The sequence below is a fragment of the Rathayibacter rhapontici genome, assembly GCF_001995175.1.
Lineage (GTDB): Bacteria > Actinomycetota > Actinomycetes > Actinomycetales > Microbacteriaceae > Rathayibacter.
Map to the genome: position 1 here is coordinate 30,831 of NZ_MUKN01000005.1, position 18,649 is coordinate 49,479.

Consider the following 18,649-nt stretch of genomic DNA (forward strand, 5'->3'; position numbering starts at 1 on the left):
TTCGTCACACACGCGCCGTGTGACGAAAGGTTGCGCCGCGCGGCGGAGTGCGTCGCGGGTCGGGGATACCGTCGAGCCCGCCGAGGCGCTGCCCGCGCCGCCCGCGACGAGAAGGATCCCCATGCCCCAGGACGTGCCGCTGCCCCAGGACGCGCCGCGCGACGACGCACCGCTCGAGCAGGAGCCGCCGAGCGGGCGCCCGCGCCGCATCGTGCTCAACGCCTTCGACATGACGTGTGTCGGGCACCAGGCGCCCGGGCTCTGGCGCCACCCCGACAGCCAGGCGCACCGGTACACCGACCTCGAGTACTGGACGTCCCTCGCCCGGACGCTCGAGCGCGGCACCTTCGACGCCCTGTTCCTCGCCGACGTGCTGGGCGTCTACGACGTGTACCGCGACTCCGCCGGCCCCGCCCTGATCGACTCGGCGCAGATCCCGGTCGGCGACCCGATCCTGCAGATCCCGGCCATGGCCGCGGTCACCGGGCATCTGGGCTTCGGCGTGACCATCGCCCCGACCTACGAGCAGCCCTACTCGCTGGCCCGCCGGCTCTCGAGCCTGGACCACCTCACGAAGGGCCGGATCGGCTGGAACGTCGTCACGTCCTACCTCGAGAGCGCCGCGAAGAACCTCGGCCTCGAGACGCAAATGCCGCACGACGACCGCTACGCGCTGGCGGAGGAGTTCCTCGACGTCTCGTACAAGCTCTGGGAGGGCTCGTGGGAGGAGGGCGCGGTGCTGCGCGACCGCGAGCGCGGCGTCTTCACGGATCCGCGCAAGGTGCATCCCGTGGCCCACGAGGGGCGCTTCTACCGCGTCCCCGGCATCCACCTCGCGGAGCCCTCGCCGCAGCGCACGCCCGTCGTGTTCCAGGCCGGAGCGTCGCCCCGCGGCCGCGACTTCGCCGCCCGTCACGGCGAGGCGGTCTTCATCAACGGAGTCACCCCCGAGCTGACGAGGCGGACGACGGACGACATCCGCGACCGCACCGAGCGGCGGGCCGCGACCGGGACGCGATCAAGATCCTCGTGCTCGCCACCGTCATCGTGGCCGAGACGGACGAGGCGGCCCGCGCCAAGCACCAGGAGTACCTCGGCTACGCCAGCCGCGAGGGCGCCCTGACCTTCTACGGTGGCTGGTCGGGCCTCGACCTCTCGCTCTACGACCCGGAGGAGGCGCTGCGCTACGTGGACACCGAGGCGGTCCGCAGCGCGCTCTCGATCTTCACCAAGGCGGATCCGACCCGCGAGTGGACGCCGGACGACGTCGCCGACTTCCTCGCGATCGGCGGCATCGGCCCGGTGATCGTCGGCAGCCCGAGCACCGTGGCGGACGAGCTCGAGCGCTGGGTCGACGTCGGCGGCATCGACGGCTTCAACCTCGCCTACGTCATCACCCCCGGCACCTTCGAGGACTTCGTCGACCTGGCGGTCCCGGAGCTGCGCCGCCGCGGACGCGTGTGGGACGAGTACGAGGGATCGACCCTCCGCGAGTACCTGCAGGGACCCGGGAACGCGCGCGTCGCCGACAGCCACCCCGCCGCCGCCTACCGCGGTGCCTACGCCGGCGGCCCCTCCGCCGCCGACGGACTGCCTCCCGAGGTCCTGGCCGTCCTGCCGCCGGAGCCCGCCGCCACCACCGATCAGGAGTCCGCACGATGACGCTCGACAGCACCCTCGCCCGCCCGCGCACGCACTGGACCGGCACCGCCTCCGCCGAGGAGACGGCGCACTGGAGCGCGATCGCCGAGGAGGTGGGCCGCGTGCTCGCCGCCGACGTGCTCGAGCGCGATCGCGCGAACCTGGACCCGGCAGCGGAGCTCGAGCCGCTGCGCGACTCGGGTCTGGTGAACCTGCTCGACCCGCGGGAGCTCGGCGGAGGAGGTGCGCACTGGAGCACCGCGTTCCTCGTCGTGCGGATCCTCGCCCGCGCCGACGCCTCCCTCGCCCAGCTGCTGCTCTACCACTTCGTCAACTCGGCGAACATCGCCTTCACGGCGCCGGCGGCGGAGCGGGAGCGCTTCTACCGCGCGACCATCGAGGGCCGCCACCTGTGGGGCGACTCCGTGAACCCCGTCGATCCCGACCTGCGGCTGACGCCGGACGGCGACGGCTACCGCCTGGACGGCCTCAAGCGCTTCTCGACCGGGGTGTCGGCCGGCGACGTGGCCCTGGTGAACGCGGTGATCGCGGAGGGGCCCGACGCGGGGACGGCGATCGCCTTCGTGATCGACCGGCACCGCGAGGGCGTCGAGCCGCTGGGCGACTGGGACTACCTCGGGCAGCGCCAGAGCGCGTCCGGCTCCGTCCGCTTCACCTCGGTGCGCGTGGAGCCGGAGGACCTGCTCGGTCCGCTCACGGACGAGCCCTTCGCGACGCTGATCACGCCGAGCATCCAGCTGGGCTTCGGCAACCTCTACCTCGGCATCGCCGAGGGCGTGCTCGCCCGGGCGCGGGAGATCACGCTCGGCCGTCCGAATTCGTGGTTCCTCAGCGGCGTGGACCGCTACTCCGAGGACCCGTTCGTGCGCCGGCTCTACGGGGAGCTCGTCGCGCACACGGCAGCGGCGGAGGCGCTCGCCGACCGGGTCGCGGTGCTGCACGACGCCGAGATCGCGAAGGGCGACGCCGTGACCGCGCAGTCGCGTGCGGCACTGGCGATCGAGATCGCGAAGGTGAAGGTCGTGACGAACGATCTGGCGCTGGACGCCGCGTCGCGCGTCTACGAGGCGACGGGCTCGAGCTCGGCGAAGAGCTCCGTGGGTTTGGACCTGTACTGGCGGAACGTCCGCACGCACTCGCTGCACGATCCGGTCGACTACAAGAAGCTCGAGGTGGGCGCGGCCTTCCTCACCGGCGAGGTCCAGCCGCTGTCGCTCTACACCTGAGCGCCTGCACGGCAGGGGGTCCGGGCGGACGTCCGCACGACACGGCTCCGGCCGGGAGCGGGCTCAGCGGCTGCGGGGCCCGGTGGTCCGCTCCGACGACGACGCGTCGGTGCCGCTCGTCCCGGACGACGCCGGACCGCTCCGGAGGCCCGCCTCGAGCGCGTCGAGCGCCGGCAGCTGACCGGCGACGATCTCGGTCCGCGCCCGGGCCGCGCTCATCCAGTCGGCCGCCTCGATCTCGGGGTACTCGCGGACGACGCCGGAGCCGCGCGGCCACTCGAGCTCGAACGTGTTGCTCGCCGCGAAGCGCACGTCGTCCCCTCCCGCTCCGGCGAAGACCGTGACGATCTTGCCGGAGGACTGCCGGAACGCGCCGAGGAGCCGGTAGTCGAGGTCCGGCGCGGGAACGCCGATCTCCTCCTCGAACTCGCGTCTCGCGGCGTCCAGCGGCGCCTCCTGCGCGGTGTGCAGCCCCTTGGGGATCGACCAGGCGCGCGGACGCCTCGTCCACAGCGGTCCGCCCATCCGCCCGAGGAACACCTCGAGCCCGGCGGGGCCGGTGCGGTGCAGGAGGAGACCCGCGCTCGTGGGGGCGGTCATCGTGGGCACCCGGTCATCCCTCCATCCTGCCCCTCGCGCGTGGAAGGATCGACAGGATCGACCGCGACGGCACGGAGTGGACCATGGACAGCACCGAGATCCTGCGGGCCCTGCAGGACGCCGTCGGCGAGGCGCTCGTCGTCGCCGGAGGGGAGTTCGAGGCGGTGCACACCGACAAGTCCGGCTTCACCACGGGGGAGCGCGCGCTCGCGCTGGTGCTCGCCCGCTCCGTCGAGGCGTCCAGGCCGTGCTGCGCCTCGCGACCGCGCACCGCGTGCCGGTCGTCCCGCGGGGAGCCGGCACCGGGCTGGCCGCCGGCGCCGTCGCCACGAGCGGCGCGATCGTGCTCTCGACCGCGCGGATGGACCGGATCCTCGAGATCTCGCTCGAGGACGAGCTGGCGGTCGTGGAGCCCGGAGTGATCAACCAGGCGCTGTCGGACGCCGTCGCCGCCGACGGGCTGATCTTCTCTCCCGACCCCGCGAGCAAGGCGATCTCGAGCATCGGCGGCAACATCGCCACCAACGCCGGCGGCCTGCTCTGCGCGAAGTACGGGGTGACGCGGGAGGCCGTGCTGGGCCTGGCGGTGGTGCTGCCCGACGGCCGTCTGGTGCGCACCGGGCGGCGCAGCGTCAAGGGCGTCACCGGCTACGACCTCACCGCGCTGCTGACCGGGTCGGAGGGGACGCTGGGCGTGATCGTCGAGGCGACCGTCAAGCTGCGGCCCGTGCCGCAGGGTCCGGTCGTCACGATCGGGGCGTACTTCCCGAGCGTGGTCCTCGCCGCCGCGGCCGCCGCTGCGGTGACCGCGGCGCGGCTGCGTCCGGCGGTGATGGAGCTGATGGACGAGGCCGCGCTCGCCGCGATCGGCCGCTACACGGGCACGGCGCTGGATCGCGGTGCCGCTTACCTCCTCGTGCAGACCGACGGCGGGGGAGCCCGGGAGGAGGCTCAGCGGATCCTCCGGATCGTCGTGGGCGCGGGCGGCGACGCGGAGTCCACGGAGGACCGGGCCGCCGGGGAGGCGCTGCTCGCGGTGCGCCGGGCGTTCCACCCCGCGCTGGAGGCCGAGGGCGAGGTGCTGATCGAGGACGTCTGCGTCCCCCGCTCCGCGCTGCCGGCGATGTTCGCGGCGATCCGGGGCATCGAGGAGCGCACCGGACTGTCGATCCCCACGGTCGCCCACGCCGGCGACGGGAACCTGCATCCGAACTTCGTGCTGCCCCCGGGTGCGCACGAGGTGGGAGTGGAGGTCTGGGAGGCGGCCGCCGAGCTCTTCCGCACGGCGGTGGCGCTCGGGGGCACTCTGACCGGCGAGCACGGCGTGGGGCTGCTCAAGCGGCGGTGGCTCGAGGAGGAGCTGGGGGAGGACTCGACAGCGCTGCAGCGGGGCATCAAGGCGGTGTTCGACCCGCTGGGCATCATGAACCCGGGGAAGGTCTTCTGACGCGTCAGGCGGGCAGGAGCTCCGAGACGAGCAGCGCGGCGGTCAGCACCGTCGTCGCGGCCGACATGAGCCAGTAGAGGATCGTCTCGCGCCAGGAGCCTGCCGAGCCGAGGACCGGCAGCGCGGCGTACCCGCCCGAGGTCCAGAGCCGTCGCAGCACCGGGACGCGGCGGAGCGCCCGGGGCGACCGGATCCGCAGCGGCCAGAGCCAGTTGATCCCCTCGGTGGTCAGGGCGTCCCCGGCGATGTGCACGAAGTAGCCGAGGGTGGCCGCGACGCGCAGCCACGCCCAGCTGCCGTCGGCGAGGCCGATCAGGAGCGCGGTGACCACCGTCGCCGCGGCCCAGGCGAGCGGCCAGGAGCGGGCGGCCCTGGTGGCCTTCGCCGCGAAGGCGATCGCGGGGAGCGTCAGCAGCGCCGCGAGGGACACGGTGCCCAGCGGAGGGAGCGGGAAGCGCACCGCCGTCAGGACGGGCACGAGGTACCAGACCACCGCGATGGCGATCAGCGAGTGCATGCCGTGGCGGTGTCCGCCGCTGATGCGACCGGCCGTGGCCGTCAGGATCGAGGCGCCCGGTGCGGAGCGCGAGATCGTCGCACGGGCGTGGTCGGCATCGGGGGCGAGCGCCCAGCCCGCGGCGACCGCGAGACCGACGAGGCGGATGTCGAGCGGCAGATCGGCGATGCCGAGCGGACCGGCGATCGCCGGCACGGAGGTGGCCACCGACCAGGCGAGAGCGCCGGAGACGGCGTGGGAGCGGCCCATCACGGCGGGTGGCACCTCGTGGTCGGATCGGAGCGGGACGGCCCGGGCGGGGCACGAGAAAACCCCCGGTGCCGCGCTGCTGCACGGGCCGGGGGTGGGGGTGGGCGATACCGGACTCGAACCGATGACCTCTTCCGTGTGAAGGAAGCGCGCTACCAACTGCGCCAATCGCCCAGGAGGACGTCTTGTGGACGGCCTGAGAGACGATGTTAGCGGATCCCGGACCGCGCAAAGCACCACGGCGGCGCGCCACGCCCGGGTGAACGGGGCGTGTCGGGGCGGTTTCCGGCGGAAAGACGGGGAAGTCGGCGACGTCCCCCGGATCCGCGTCCGCTCGATTTGGTTTCTCGCGCAGCCGTCCTATAAAGTCTTCTAGGTCGAGCCGGGCAGCGAAAGCGCCGGGGAGGCGAAGACGGGAAGCGTCCGGCAAGACGTAGCTCCGAAGTGCTTGTGCAATACAACTGAATACGACCTACATGCGGATGTGGCGCAGCGGTAGCGCATCACCTTGCCAAGGTGAGGGTCGCGAGTTCGAATCTCGTCATCCGCTCGAATATCGGCCTCCGGGCCGATGTTTCTGAGAGGGCCTCCGGGCCTTCTCCACCCCGGTCGGCTCGCCTCGCGGGCCGCCGACACCGAACCCAATACACGGTGGATTGGCCGAGAGGCGAGGCAGCGGCCTGCAAAGCCGTATACACGGGTTCGAATCCCGTATCCACCTCGATCGTTCCGACGAACGAGGCGCTCCTCGCGGAGCAACGGGCGATTGGCGCAGCGGTAGCGCGCTTCCCTGACACGGAAGAGGTCACTGGTTCGATCCCAGTATCGCCCACCACCTGGAACCCCGGCCCTCGGCCGGGGTTCCCTCGTTAACGGCCCGCACCGCCGGCGGCTCGCCCGGAGGTTCTGCGCGGTCGGCCGTGCGGGCTACCCTCGGTGGCGTGCCCGCTCCGATCCGACTCGACCAGAGCACGGTGCTCCGCCTCGTCGCCCGAGAGGACGGACCGGCGCTCTCGGAGGCCTACCGCCGGAACCGCCGCCACCTCGCTCCGTGGGAGCCGCTGCGCTCGGCCCGGTTCTTCGAGGCGGGCGGGCAGACCGACGCCATCGCCGACGCGCTCTTCGCCCACCGCTCCGGCAGCGTGCTTCCCCTCGTCCTCGTGCAGGGCGAGGAGATCGTCGGGCGGATCACCCTGTCGAACATCCTCCGGGGCGCTTTCGAGAGCGCCGAGATGGGCTACTGGCTCGACGCCCGCCTCGAGGGCCGCGGGGTGATGACCCGCGCGGTCGGCGCGGCGATGGGGATCGCCGGGGGCGAGCTGGGCCTGCACCGCGTCCAGGCGGGGACGCTCCTGCACAACAGGGGCTCGCAGACGGTGCTGGAGCGCAACGGGTTCGAGCGCATCGGCGTCGCACGCCGCTACCTCCGGATCGCGGGCGAGTGGCAGGACCACGTGCTGTTCCAGCGGCTGCTCGAGCACGGGCCCGACACCCCGCTGACTCCGCCGGAGGGGCCGCAGCCGCCTCCGAGTCGTCTCGTCTAGGGTGGGCGGCGGCCGCGCCGGTGATCCGTCGGCGCTCGGACCGAGAGGGACGGCTGGAGCATGACCCGCACCATCGGCGGACGCGAGTTCGACTTCGAGCGGCAGGTCGCCGTGATGGCGGTCGTGAACCGCACCCCCGACTCCTTCTACGACAAGGGCTCAACGTTCGCGCTCGATCGAGCGGTCGCCGCCTCGGTGCGGGCGGCCGAGCAGGGCGCCGACTGGGTCGACATCGGGGGAGTCCCGTTCGGCCGGGGCCCCGCCGTCTCGCTGCAGGAGGAGATCGACCGCGTGGTGCCCGTCGTCGCCGGCATCCACGAGCGGAGCGACGTGGTCGTCTCGGTCGACACGACCCGCGCCGAGGTGGCCCGGCTGAGCATCGCCGAGGGCGCCTCCGTCGTCAACGACACCAGCGGGCTGCACGACCCGGACATGCTCGAGGTCGTCGCCGCCTCCGCGGCGCAGCTCGTGATCACGCACAGCCTCGGCGAGCCGCGGAGCGAGCCCGTGCGGCCCCAGTACGACGACGTCGTCGCGTCGGTGATCGCGCACCTGCGCGAGCGGCGGGACCGGGCGGTCGCGGGCGGGATCCCCGAGGAGCGGATCATCCTCGACCCCGGGCACGACCTGAACAAGAACACCCTGCACACGCTGGAGCTCACCCGCCGTCTGGGCGAGATCGCCGCGCTGGGGCTCCCGGTGCTCGCGGCGGTGTCGAACAAGGACTTCATCGGCGAGACGCTCGACCGCCCGCAGGGCGAGCGGCTCGAGGGGTCCCTCGCCGCGGCGGTGATCTGCATCCTCAACGGTGCGCGCATCGTGCGCATGCACGACGTGCGCCAGGCCGTCGACGCCGTCCGGCTGACCGAGGCGGTGCTCGGCTGGCGGGCTCCCGCCCACGTCCGTCACAACATCGAGGAGGAGACGCTCGCGTGAGCGCCGCGATCGACCGCCTGCACCCGTCGCCGCTCGCCGCGCTCGACGACGACGCGCTCCTCGCGCTCTACTCGGCCGACGCCTCCGACCCGTGGCTCCGGGTGAACTTCGTCTCGAGCATCGACGGCGCGGTCACCCGGGAGGGCGTCTCGGGCGCGCTGGGCGGGGACGCGGACGAACGGGTTTTCGACCTCCTCCGCCGTCTCGCCGACGTGGTGCTGGTCGCGGCCGGCACGGTCCGCACCGAGGGGTACGGGCCGATGGTGCTGGGGGAGGAGTCGGTCTCGGCGCGCTCCGCCGAGGGGCGCCCCGCGCATCCGGTGTTCGCGATCGTGTCGGGCTCGCTGGAGCTGGACCCCGCCTCGCGGATCTTCACCGAGGCCCCCGTGCGCCCGGTCGTGATCACCACGGGGGCGTCCCCCTCCCGCCGGCGCGCGGAGCTCGCGAGGTGGCCGACGTGCTGGTCTGCGGTGACGAGGATCTGGACGCCGTGCGGATGCGCGACGCCCTCGTCGATCGCGGCCTGGCCAGGATCCACTGCGAGGGCGGACCGGGGCTCTTGGGCACGCTCCTCGCGCACGACGTCGTCGACGAGCTCGACCTCACCGTCAGTCCGACGCTGGAGGCCGGCGACGCCGGCCGGATCGCCCGGGGCGAGGCGGAGGCGAGGACGCAGCGCCTCGCGCACGTCCTCGCCTCCGGTGACACTCTGCTGCTGCGCTACCTGCGCGAGCGCTGACGATCGGGACGCCGCACCGGACGCCCCGATCGAGCTCAGTCCGCCAGGACGAACTGCGGCGAGACCGCGCGCGGCACCAGGCGCTCGAGCTGTGTGACGTGCGAGGGGTTCAGCTCCTCGAGCGAGTTCACGCCCAGCAGGCGCATGGTGCGCGTGATCTGCTCGGACAGGATCTCGATCATCCGGTTCACGCCCGCCTCGCCGCCGGCCATCAGGCCGTAGAGGTAGGCGCGGCCGACGAGGGTGAACCGCGCGCCGAGAGCGATCGAGGCGACGATGTCGGCGCCGGACATGATGCCGGTGTCGAGATGGATCTCCATGCCGGACGTGCTGCCCGTGCCGACCTCGCGCACCACGTCCGGGAGGAGGTGGAACGGGATGGGGGCGCGGTCGAGCTGGCGGCCGCCGTGGTTCGAGAGGACGACGCCGTCGACGCCGAGCTCGGCCACCCGACGCGCGTCGTCGACCGTCTGGACGCCCTTGACGACGATCTTCCCGGGCCACTGGTCGCGGATCCAGGCGAGGTCCTCGAAGCCGACGGTGGGATCGAACATGGTGTCGAGCAGCTCGCCGACGGTGCCCGACCAGCGGTCGAGCGAGGCGAACGACAGCGGCTCGGTCGTGAGGAAGTCGACCCACCACCACGGGCGCGGCATCGCGTTGACCACGGTGCCCAGCGTCAGCTGCGGCGGGATCGAGAAGCCGTTGCGCTTGTCGCGCAGGCGCGCGCCCGCGACGGGGACGTCGACGGTCACCAGGAGGGTGTCGAAGCCGGACGCCGCCGCCCGGTCCACGAGCGCCATCGAGCGGTCGCGGTCCTTCCACATGTACAGCTGGAACCAGTTGCGGCCGTCGGGGTTCGCCGCCTTCACGTCCTCGATGGCGGTGGTGCCCATCGTCGAGAGCGAGAAGGGGATGCCCCACTTCGCCGCGTTCCGCGCACCGGCGATCTCGCCCTCGGTCTGCATCATGCGGGTGAAGCCCGTCGGCGCGATGCCGAAGGGGAGCGAGACGGGAGCGCCGAGGACGTCCCAGCCGGTGCTGACCTCCGAGACGTCGCGCAGGATCGCCGGGTTGAACTGGATGTCCTCGAACGCCTGGCGCGCGCGGCCGAGCGAGATCTCCGCCTCGGCGGCGCCCTCCGTGTAGTCGAAGGCCGCCTTGGGCGTCCGGCGCTTCGCGATGCGCTGGAGGTCGTGGATCGTCAGCGCCTTGTCGAGCCGGGCCTTCTTGAGGTCGAGCTCGGGCTTCTTGAACTGCATGAGGGGCGCGAGGTCGCGCACCTTCGGGATTCGTCGGTCGACCATGGTCAGTCCTTCTCCGCTCCGGTGGGTGTCAGGTGGGTCTCGGCGTAGTAGCCGGAGATGTGGGCCTCGACGAGCGCGCGGGCGCGGTCGGGGTCGGCGGCGGCGATGGCGGCGACCAGGCCGCGGTGCTCCGAGCGGAGCCGATCGCGGGTCCGCGGCCAGTCGGGCAGGGTGCGCGCCGCGGTGATCACGTAGCTCTCGACCGCGTCGCGCAGGCCCGCGGTCATCGCGGCGATGACCGCGTTGCCGGAGGCCTCGGCGAGCGAGAGGTGGAACTGCGCGTCGAGGGCGAGGAACGCGTCGTGGTCGAGCACCTCGGCGTCCATCGCGTCGAGCAGCTCACGGCTCTCGCCCAGAACCGCACCGGGGGTGCGGGCGAGGTCGTCGACGACGGCGGTCTCGAGGACGAGCCGGGTGCGGACGACGTCCTCCACGGCGAAACCGCTCGCGGCGACCTGGAGGCGCATCAGGGCGCTCATCCCTCCGGTCGGCCGCGCCACGATCACGGCGCCCGCGGCGGGCCCGGAGCCGGAGCGGGTGCGGACCAGTCCCATCACCTCGAGGACGCGGACGGCCTCGCGGACCGAGGACCGGCCGACTCCGAGCTCGAGCGCGAGGGCGCGCTCGCCCGGGAGGCGGTCGCCGGGGGCGACCGCCCCTGTGAGCAGGAGGCCCTCGACGTGGGCGAGGACGGCCTCCCACGCGCGTTCGACGGTGTCGCTCATCCCGCTCCTCCTCGTGTGGTCTGACCACACCGTAGCATGTGGTCGGACCACAGGGTGCGGCGCGATGCCTAGGCTGTCGGGATGACCGGACCGGACCTCTCGCGGCAGTACTCGCTCGAGGGGGCCGTGATCCCCGCGATCGCCCGACGGCTCGGCGGGGAGCGGCCCGAGCTCGCCTGGCGGAACCAGGCGGACGGGCTGACGTTCCGGGTGCCGGCCGGGTACCTGAAGTGGAACCCCGCGGGCACCGGCATCGACCTGCGGCGGGAGGCGGTGCGGCTGCGCTGGCTGGAGGGCCGTCATCCGGCGCCCCGGGTGCTGGACGAGGGGGACGAGGACGGCGGCCAGTGGCTGCTCACGGCACCGGTCGCAGGGCGCAGCGCCGTCGATCCGCACTGGCTGGCGCGGCCCGAGACGGCGGTGCGCGCGATCGCTCGGGGTCTGCGCGCGCTGCACGCCGTCCCCGTGGACGACCTGCCGGACGAGCTCCGCCACGACTCCTGGTTCCACCGCGGGGCGGTGCCGGAGCCCGAACAGCCCGTGCTCGTGCACGGCGACGCCTGCGCCCCGAACGCGATGATCGACGACGACGGCTCCTGGAGCGGAACGGTGGACGTCGGCGACCTCGGAGTGGGCGACCGCTGGGCCGACCTCGCCGTGGCGGCGATGAGCCTCGGCTGGAACTACGGAGACGGATTCACCCGCCTCCTGCTCGAGGAGTACGGCATCGCGCCGGACGAGGAGCGCGCCGCCGCCTACCGCGCGCTCTGGGCCGCGGAGTCCTGAGACCCGCGGCTCACTTCGCGGAGTCGTCCTTCGCGTCGTCCGCCTGCGCCGACTTCTTGTTCTCGGACGCGAGGCGCAGCCACCGGCCGTCGCGCAGGTCCTGCTCGTGCACGGCGGCCTTCTTGTCGCTGGCGGCGGTGTCCCGCGGCGGGAGCTGGATGGTCTCCTCCGCCTCGATGCCGGCCTGCAGCTCGCGGCCGCGCTCGAGCTCCGCGTCGAACTCCGCCCCGAAGAGCAGCGCGATGTTGGTGATCCAGATCCAGAGCAGGAAGACGATCACCGCTCCGAGCGAGCCGTACGTCTTGTCGTAGTTCGAGAAGTTGGCGACGTAGAAGCCGAAGCCGAGCGAGGCGACGAGCCAGATCAGCAGGGCGAGGACCGATCCCGCTCCGATCCAACGGAACTTCGGCTGGCGGATGTTCGGCGACCAGTAGTAGAGGATCGCGACGATGACGATCGCGATGACGAGCAGCACCGGCCACTTCGCGATGTTCCAGACGAGGAGAGCGGAGGAGCCGAGGCCGACCACGTCGCCCACGGCCTCGGCCACGGGGCCGCTGAGGACGAGGATCAGCGCGGCGACGACGATCAGCACGACCGTGGCGAGCGTCACGCCGAGCATCGTCGGGCGCAGCTTCCAGAACGGGCGCCCCTCGTCGATCTCGTAGACGCGGTTCATGGCGCGGCCGAACGCTCCGACGTAGCCGGAGGCCGACCAGAGGGCGCCGAGGACACCGGTGACGAACGCGACGCCCGCGGCCGGCGAGCTCGTGAGCGACTGGATGGGATCGCGCAGGACGTCGACGACCTGCGCGGAGGCGAGGTTCCCGACCAGCTCGAGCACGGTGTCGGTGGTGGCCTGCGCCTGGCCGAAGAGGCCGAGGACCGAGACGATCGCCAGCAGGGCGGGGAAGAGCGCGAGGACGGCGTAGTAGGTGAGGGCCGCGGCGAGGTCGGTGCACTGGTCGGCGCCGAACTCGCGGAGGGTCTTCTTCAGCACGTAGCCCCACGACCGCTTCGTCAGGTCGCTCAGCTCGTCGGGCTTGCGCGCGTCGTCGGGTGCGGGCGCGCTCTTCTCTCGGGTCGTGCTCTTCTCGGCCATGCGGCCACGCTACGGTGCCGGGCGATCCCGCGGTGGCCCTTGACGGCGGTGCCCGGCGCTGTCAGGCGACGCTCAGCCGGCCGGGAGCCGCGGTGCTCGACGCTGCCGCGCGGCGGCGATCGTGCCGAAGACGAGGAACGACGTCGTCGACGCGAGGACGACCAGCAGCGGTGCGTCCCATCCGCCGCTGGTGTCGTGCGCGATGCCGAGCACGGTCGGCGCCGTCGCGGCGACCGCGTAGCCGATGCCCTGCACGGTCGCCGAGAGCCGGGACGCGTGGGCGTCGGACTGCGAGAGCCGCACCACGAGGACGAACACCACCGTGAATCCGCCGCCCTGCGCGATCCCGCCCAGGGTGCACCACAGCGCCCAGAGGTCGGGCGCGAGCAGGAGGCCGGCGGGGACCGTGCACCAGAGCGAGCCGACGAGCGCGATGCTGCCCAGCGGGGCGAGTCGGCGGACGAGCAGCGGGACGCCGAGCGCACCGACGACGGCGGCGACCTGGAAGACGGAGGAGCTCGCTCCCGCGGTCTCGACCGAGAAGCCGTTGCGGTCGACGAGGAGGCTCGGCAGCCACGCGGTCACGCCGTAGTAGGAGAACGCCTGGCTGGAGAAGCAGACCGCCAGCGCGAGGACCGTGGCGCTGCGGAAGACGCGCGGGGGAGCGGCGGCGAGGCCCGGCGGGCGGCACCGGGCGCGGGACGGGCCGGAACGCGCCGGAGGGGCCCGCGACGGCGAGCCAGCCCAGCAGTGCGAGCGCCGAGAGGACGAGCCAGGCCAGCAGGGCCCCGCGCCAGCCGAGCGCGTGCGCCAGGGGTGCGGTGCCGAGGGAGGTGATCGTCGAGCCGATGTTGAGCGCCGCCGTGTAGACGCCGGTGGTGAGATCGACCCGCCGAGCCGGGACGTCGCGCCGGATGACGACGGGGACGACGACGTTGCCGATCGTGATGAAGACGCCGATGAGGATCGTGCCCGCGACGACCGCGGCGGTGTCGCCGGCCGAGCGGACGACGGTGCCCAGGGCGACGCCGAGGACCGTCGCCGTCACGGCGGCGTCCGGTCCGGCCCGCCGGATGACCAGGAGGGCGAGCGGAGTCGCGAGGGAGAAGCAGAGCACGGGGATGCTCGTGAGGATCCCCGCCTGACCGGAGGACAGGGCCAGGTCGTCGCGGACGGCGTCGATCACCGGGGCGACCGCGACGATCGGACCGCGGAGGACGAGGGCGACGAGCGAGACGGCGACGACGAAGAGCCAGGGGGCGCTCCGACGGGGCGTCATCGGCGCATCGAGGAGGGGTCGGACCGGCGCACCCGGCTCAGCTGCCGAGCTGGGAGAGGAGCCCGGCGATGTTGACGAGGAACATCAGGCCGCCGACGGCGATGCCCACGACGCCCAGGATCAGGCCGGCGGTCGCCATGCCCCGGCCGATGCCGGTGACGGAGGCCGCCGCCCGTCCGCGCACGGAGAAGACGATGGCGAGGATCGAGGGGACGAACAGCAGGTTGAACACGAGGCTGAGGATCCCCATCACGAGGCTCGCGATCGCCATCGGGTTGCGGCCGGACGCGGCAGTGGAGTCGTACGGGTTCGCGGCGTACGGGTTCGCTCCGTACGGGGCGGCCGAGTACGGGTCCGCTCCGTACGCTGCGGACGGGACCGCCGGATCCGAGCCGGAGGCCGCCGCCGGAGGGGTGCCGTACGCCGCTCCGGGCGAACCGGCCTGCGGCGCGCTCGGCGTGCCGTAGAGCGGAGCCTGCGGAGCGGACGGGCGCGACCGGTCGGTCCAGGCCGAGCCGTCCCAGTAGAGCTCCGAGCCGAGGTCGGCGGGGTGCGGGTACCATCCGGGCGCGGGGGTGCGGGGGGAGTCGTCGGACATGGGGCGATTCTAGGGCGCGGCGACGGCCTCGACCGTCAGTCCTTCGGCTGCTCGATGCCCAGTGCGTTGCCGTCGGGGTCGAGGATCCAGGCCGCCCAGACGCTGCCGCGATCGGCGACGCCGTCGACGGTGCGCAGCTCGTCGCTGTCGTAGTCCTCCGGCGTCACTCCGCGAGCCGCGAGGGCGTCGAGCTCGGCGCGGAGGTCCCCGACGCGCCAGGCCGCCTTCGTCTGCTCGTCCTTCGAGCCGGTCGTGCTGGCGGTCACCGTCAGGCGCGTCCCTCCCGTCGAGTAGGCGATGGCGGAGTCGGACTCCTCCAGCACCTCCAAGCCGAGGGCGTCGGCGTAGAACCTGCGCGAGGCGGCGAGATCCGTCGAGAGGAGGACGGGACCGATGGGTGAGTCGGAGAGCACGGGAGCACCTTTCGTCGAGGAGCCGCACGGGCGCGGTGCGGCGGCTCCAGCCCACGCCGGAGCCGGTGGATCGACAAGGGGTTGCCAACGGCGCTGTCCCGAACACGCAGTGCGGAGGCGCTCCCCGCGACCCGCGCGCAGACTGTCCCCGGCGCGAGGAGGCGTGATGGACGGGTTCGAGGAACGGGACGCGGCGGTGCTCGCCGATCTCGTCTCGCTGGTGGCCGGACTCGTCGGCACCGAGGCTCTCGACGCTCGGCAGCGGGACGTGCTGGCCCGCGCGCTCGCGGTCGAGGACTCCGGCGCGATCGGCCCGGGGCTCGACGCGCTGGCGATCCGGCTCCGCACCGCGGGCTGACGCTCAGTCGCGGATCACGGCCCGCTCGAGCGCCGCCGCCAGCACCTCGAGCGCTCGGCCCGGAGTCGTCCCGCTCCCGGGCACGAGCATCCGCAGTCGCAGTCCGTCGACGAGCGCGAGGATCAGCTCCACGTGCTGCTCCAGGGGTCCGCGCCGCAGCACGCCCTCCGCGGCGAGCAGATCGATCCAGCGCACGGCGCTCGCGCGGCTGCTCGCGTCGATCGCGGCGACCAGAGCCCGGCCCTGCTCCGTCGATCCCGGACCGGCGGACGCCGCGTGCAGCGCGAACCAGCCGCCCAGGGCGGGAGGCGCGTCCTCGGCCGGGAGGAACTGCCGACGCACTCCAGCAGCCTCTCGAGCGGATCCACGCGCCGGTCCTCGATCCGCAGGTCCCCGAGCCCGAGGTGGAAGAGCTCGGCGACCACCGCGTCGTAGAGGTCGCGCTGCGAGGGGAAGTGGTGGCGCAGCGTGCTGGCGCCGATGCCGCGCGCGCTGCGACGGAGCGGACGCTGAGCGCGGCGACTCCGTGCTCGGCTGCGAGCGCGCGGGCGGCCTCGAGGATCTGCACGCGTCTCTCCATCGGAACGTCCTCCTGATCGGCCTGTATTCGTTGGAGCCGCGGTGGCACACCGTACCGGTACAGCGTGCCGCCCCCGCCCGGCACACCGTACCAGCCCGGAGTCGGTGCGGCGAGCGGAGTCGTCCACGCCGCCCCTGTACGGGAAACGAAGCCGACGCCCGTTCCGGCGCTCTCCCCGCGGACGCCTTTGCCAAGGTGGAGGAGACCTCGACGGACGCCGGCAGCCCGCGTCCGGGATCGGATGCATGAACTCGGACCGCAGTGCGCAGCCGCTCTCCGTCGACGACGCCCTGGCGGTGGTGGCGGTCCTCGCCGTCCTCGAGGGCGCCCTCGTCTCGGACGCCCTGCCCGAGGGTGTCGAGGCGGTGCTGGTGCACCACCTGGTGCAGAACGACCTCCTGCTCTCCGGAGCCGATCGCGGCGAGCTCCTGGACGCCCTGCGCGGCCTGGACGAGCGCGTGCGCGCGGTGCTCGGCTGACGTCCGTCCGCCGCCGCCCCGCCCCCCTCCGGCACGTCCCCGCGCACGCGGGCGACTAAAGTCGAGGGGTTGGCGAAGCCCTGAGGAGTGTCCGCGCGTGTCGAACGAACCGTCGAATCCGTCCGAGATCGAGTCCCCCGCGGTGGTGACCGAGGCCGGGACGGGCTTCACGCACTTCTCCGACCGGGCCGTCGTCGCGATCCGCGTGAACGGCGAGCTGAAGGACCTGGCCGCCGACGTCGTCCCGGGCGACCGCATCGAGCCGGTCCTGATCTCCTCGCCGGACGGGCTGAACGTCCTCCGCCACTCCGCCGCGCACGTGCTCGCCCAGGCGGTGCAGCAGATCAACCCGGAGGCGAAGCTGGGCATCGGCCCGCCCGTGACCGACGGCTTCTACTACGACTTCGACGTCGAGGAGCCCTTCACGCCCGAGGCGATGAAGGCGCTCGAGAAGGCGATGGACCGCATCGTCCGTCAGGGGCAGCGCTTCGTGCGCCGCGTCGTCACCGAGGACGAGGCCCGCGCCGAGCTGTCCGCGGAGCCCTACAAGCTGGAGCTCATCGGCATCAAGGGCGGCGGCGGCGAGGAGGAGTCGGTCGAGGTCGGCGGCGCCGAGCTCACGATCTACGACAACGTCGACCCGCGCACGGGGGAGAACGTGTGGAAGGACCTCTGCCGCGGTCCCCACCTGCCGAACACCCGCATGATCGGCAACGGCTACGCGCTCACCCGCAACGCCGCGGCCTACTGGCGCGGGTCCGAGAAGAACCCGCAGCTCCAGCGCGTCTACGGCACCGCGTGGCCGACGAAGGACGAGCTGCGCGCGCATCAGGCCCGCCTCGAGGAGGCCGCGCGCCGCGACCACCGCAAGCTCGGGCACGAGCTCGACCTGTTCTCGTTCCCGGACGAGATCGGCTCCGGTCTCGCGGTGTTCCACCCCAAGGGCGGCATCATCCGCTACGAGATCGAGCAGTACATGCGCGAGCAGCTGCTCGCGCACGACTACGAGCTCGTCTACACGCCCCACATCACCAAGGGCGACCTCTTCACCACCAGCGGTCACCTGCAGTGGTACTCCGAGGGCATGTTCCCCCCGATGCACCTCGACGAGCTGCAGGACGAGGACGGGAACATCACCCGCCAGGGCCAGGACTACTACCTCAAGCCCATGAACTGCCCGTTCCACAACCTGATCTTCCGCTCGCGCGGACGCAGCTACCGCGAGCTGCCGCTGCGCCTCGCGGAGTTCGGCACCGTCTACCGCTACGAGAAGAGCGGGACCCTCCAGGGCCTCACGCGCGTGCGCGGGCTCACCCAGGACGACGCGCACATCTACGTGACGCAGGAGGACGTGGCGGCCGAGCTCACCCGCAACCTCGAGTTCGTGCTGCAGGTCCTGCGCGACTACGGCCTGAACGACTTCTACCTCGAGCTCTCCACCAACGAGGAGGGGAACCCGAAGTTCGTCGGCGCCCCCGAGCAGTGGGAGGCGGCGATCGAGTCCCTCCGCGCGGTCGCGGTGGAGTCGGGTCTCGAGCTGGTCCCGGATCCGGGCGGAGCGGCGTTCTACGGTCCGAAGATCTCCGTGCAGGCGCGCGACGCGATCGGCCGCACCTGGCAGATGTCGACGATCCAGCTCGACTTCAACCAGCCCGAGCGCTTCGAGCTGGAGTACACCGCGTCCGACGGCACCAAGAAGCGCCCGGTGATGATCCACCGCGCGCTGTTCGGCTCGATCGAGCGCTTCTTCGCGATCCTCACCGAGCACTACGCCGGGGCCTTCCCCGTCTGGCTCTCGCCGGTGCAGGTCGTCGGCATCCCGATCGCGGACGAGTACCTGCCCTACCTCGAGGAGGTCGTGGGCGAGCTCAAGCGCTCCGGCGTCCGCGCCGAGATCGACTACTCCAGCGACCGGATGCAGAAGAAGATCCGCAACGCCACGCTGCAGAAGGTGCCGTTCCAGATCATCGTCGGCGAGAAGGACCGCGACGCCGGTGCCGTCAGCTTCCGCTTCCGCGACGGCACCCAGGAGAACGGCATCCCCGTCGCCGATGCGGTGGCGCGGATCCGCGAGGCGATCGCGTCGAAGGCGCAGGTGTGAC

General features: G+C 72.7%; 16 protein-coding genes, 4 tRNA genes and 4 pseudogenes. 14 read left to right on the plus strand and 10 right to left on the minus strand.

All coding sequences use genetic code 11. From position 1 onward, the window contains the following. The first annotated feature begins 229 nt into the window (after window positions 1-229). Both B0T42_RS02720 and B0T42_RS02725 read left to right on the plus strand, forming a co-directional pair. Window positions 230-1,662, plus strand: a pseudogene (locus B0T42_RS02720) (LLM class flavin-dependent oxidoreductase). Continuing rightward, window positions 1,659-2,888 (plus strand): acyl-CoA dehydrogenase family protein, encoded by a 1,230-nt coding sequence (locus B0T42_RS02725; RefSeq protein ID WP_077221856.1) that lies wholly within the window; start codon window positions 1,659-1,661, stop codon window positions 2,886-2,888. Before B0T42_RS02720 ends, B0T42_RS02725 begins: the two are co-directional and overlap by 4 nt. A 63-nt stretch (window positions 2,889-2,951) precedes the next feature. On the opposite strand, the gene B0T42_RS02730 is transcribed toward B0T42_RS02725, so the two are convergent. Further along, window positions 2,952-3,488: an NUDIX hydrolase gene (locus B0T42_RS02730; protein ID WP_077221857.1), complete on the minus strand. Its 537-nt coding sequence runs from the start codon at window positions 3,486-3,488 to the stop codon at window positions 2,952-2,954. An 83-nt stretch (window positions 3,489-3,571) separates the two neighbouring features. Here B0T42_RS02730 and B0T42_RS02735 point away from each other — a divergent pair. Then, window positions 3,572-4,935 (plus strand): annotated as a pseudogene (locus B0T42_RS02735) (FAD-binding oxidoreductase). A 4-nt stretch (window positions 4,936-4,939) separates the two neighbouring features. Here the strand turns inward: B0T42_RS02735 and B0T42_RS02740 are convergent. Both B0T42_RS02740 and B0T42_RS02745 read right to left on the minus strand, forming a co-directional pair. Beyond that, the gene (locus B0T42_RS02740; protein WP_077221858.1) at window positions 4,940-5,701 is read right to left on the minus strand and encodes a metal-dependent hydrolase; all 762 of its coding nucleotides are present in this window, start codon (window positions 5,699-5,701) and stop codon (window positions 4,940-4,942) included. Window positions 5,702-5,802: 101 nt separating this feature from the next. Next, window positions 5,803-5,875, minus strand: a tRNA-Val gene (locus tag B0T42_RS02745). A 304-nt stretch (window positions 5,876-6,179) separates the two neighbouring features. Here B0T42_RS02745 and B0T42_RS02750 point away from each other — a divergent pair. From B0T42_RS02750 to B0T42_RS21860, 7 genes and pseudogenes are all read left to right on the plus strand, one after another. Beyond that, window positions 6,180-6,251: transfer RNA gene (locus B0T42_RS02750), tRNA-Gly, on the plus strand. Window positions 6,252-6,351: 100 nt separating this feature from the next. Continuing rightward, a tRNA-Cys gene (locus tag B0T42_RS02755) sits at window positions 6,352-6,422 on the plus strand. A gap of 39 nt (window positions 6,423-6,461) precedes the next feature. Continuing rightward, window positions 6,462-6,536, plus strand: a tRNA-Val gene (locus B0T42_RS02760). Window positions 6,537-6,642: 106 nt separating this feature from the next. Next, on the plus strand, window positions 6,643-7,245 hold the full coding sequence (locus tag B0T42_RS02765; protein WP_236720074.1) for a GNAT family N-acetyltransferase: 603 nt from the start codon (window positions 6,643-6,645) through the stop codon (window positions 7,243-7,245). A gap of 60 nt (window positions 7,246-7,305) precedes the next feature. Next, entirely contained in the window at window positions 7,306-8,181 is an 876-nt protein-coding gene (folP, locus tag B0T42_RS02770) for a dihydropteroate synthase (RefSeq protein ID WP_077221859.1), read from the plus strand. Between the two features lie 101 nt (window positions 8,182-8,282). Then, a pseudogene (locus B0T42_RS21855) lies at window positions 8,283-8,576 on the plus strand (dihydrofolate reductase family protein); the annotation flags it as partial. Between the two features lie 53 nt (window positions 8,577-8,629). Further along, on the plus strand, window positions 8,630-8,920 hold the full coding sequence (locus tag B0T42_RS21860; protein WP_269087489.1) for a dihydrofolate reductase family protein: 291 nt from the start codon (window positions 8,630-8,632) through the stop codon (window positions 8,918-8,920). A gap of 35 nt (window positions 8,921-8,955) precedes the next feature. On the opposite strand, the gene B0T42_RS02780 is transcribed toward B0T42_RS21860, so the two are convergent. Both B0T42_RS02780 and B0T42_RS02785 read right to left on the minus strand, forming a co-directional pair. Continuing rightward, window positions 8,956-10,227 (minus strand): alpha-hydroxy acid oxidase, encoded by a 1,272-nt coding sequence (locus tag B0T42_RS02780; RefSeq protein ID WP_077221860.1) that lies wholly within the window; start codon window positions 10,225-10,227, stop codon window positions 8,956-8,958. Between the two features lie 2 nt (window positions 10,228-10,229). Further along, the gene (locus B0T42_RS02785) at window positions 10,230-10,952 is read right to left on the minus strand and encodes a FadR/GntR family transcriptional regulator (RefSeq protein ID WP_077221861.1); all 723 of its coding nucleotides are present in this window, start codon (window positions 10,950-10,952) and stop codon (window positions 10,230-10,232) included. 81 nt (window positions 10,953-11,033) lie between these two features. Here B0T42_RS02785 and B0T42_RS02790 point away from each other — a divergent pair, with 81 nt between their 5' ends. Further along, window positions 11,034-11,738 carry an aminoglycoside 3'-phosphotransferase gene (locus B0T42_RS02790; RefSeq protein ID WP_077221862.1) on the plus strand — a complete coding sequence of 235 codons (705 nt, stop codon included), beginning with the start codon at window positions 11,034-11,036 and terminating at the stop codon, window positions 11,736-11,738. A gap of 10 nt (window positions 11,739-11,748) precedes the next feature. Here B0T42_RS02790 and B0T42_RS02795 read toward each other — a convergent pair whose 3' ends face one another. From B0T42_RS02795 to B0T42_RS19880, 4 genes and pseudogenes are all read right to left on the minus strand, one after another. Next, window positions 11,749-12,840, minus strand: a complete 1,092-nt coding sequence (locus B0T42_RS02795; RefSeq protein WP_077221863.1) for a YihY/virulence factor BrkB family protein — start codon at window positions 12,838-12,840, stop codon at window positions 11,749-11,751. Window positions 12,841-12,912: 72 nt separating this feature from the next. Beyond that, window positions 12,913-14,119: pseudogene (locus B0T42_RS22180) on the minus strand (MFS transporter). Between the two features lie 37 nt (window positions 14,120-14,156). Then, window positions 14,157-14,717, minus strand: a complete 561-nt coding sequence (locus B0T42_RS02805) for a DUF4190 domain-containing protein (protein ID WP_077221864.1) — start codon at window positions 14,715-14,717, stop codon at window positions 14,157-14,159. A gap of 35 nt (window positions 14,718-14,752) precedes the next feature. Beyond that, a complete protein-coding gene (locus B0T42_RS19880; protein ID WP_158078021.1) occupies window positions 14,753-15,130 on the minus strand; it encodes a VOC family protein in 378 nt (125 codons plus the stop codon). Between the two features lie 166 nt (window positions 15,131-15,296). On the opposite strand from B0T42_RS19880, the gene B0T42_RS19885 reads away from it, so the two are divergent. After that, the gene (locus tag B0T42_RS19885; RefSeq protein WP_158078022.1) at window positions 15,297-15,488 is read left to right on the plus strand and encodes a hypothetical protein; all 192 of its coding nucleotides are present in this window, start codon (window positions 15,297-15,299) and stop codon (window positions 15,486-15,488) included. Window positions 15,489-15,491: 3 nt separating this feature from the next. Here B0T42_RS19885 and B0T42_RS02815 read toward each other — a convergent pair whose 3' ends face one another. Beyond that, entirely contained in the window at window positions 15,492-15,830 is a 339-nt protein-coding gene (locus B0T42_RS02815) for a TetR family transcriptional regulator C-terminal domain-containing protein (RefSeq protein ID WP_077221866.1), read from the minus strand. A 483-nt stretch (window positions 15,831-16,313) separates the two neighbouring features. Between B0T42_RS02815 and B0T42_RS02825 the strand changes: the two genes are divergently transcribed. Both B0T42_RS02825 and thrS read left to right on the plus strand, forming a co-directional pair. Beyond that, window positions 16,314-16,547, plus strand: a complete 234-nt coding sequence (locus B0T42_RS02825; RefSeq protein ID WP_077221868.1) for a hypothetical protein — start codon at window positions 16,314-16,316, stop codon at window positions 16,545-16,547. 127 nt (window positions 16,548-16,674) lie between these two features. Further along, window positions 16,675-18,648, plus strand: a complete 1,974-nt coding sequence (gene thrS / locus B0T42_RS02830; RefSeq protein WP_201788474.1) for a threonine--tRNA ligase — start codon at window positions 16,675-16,677, stop codon at window positions 18,646-18,648. Window position 18,649: the final 1 nt, after the last annotated feature.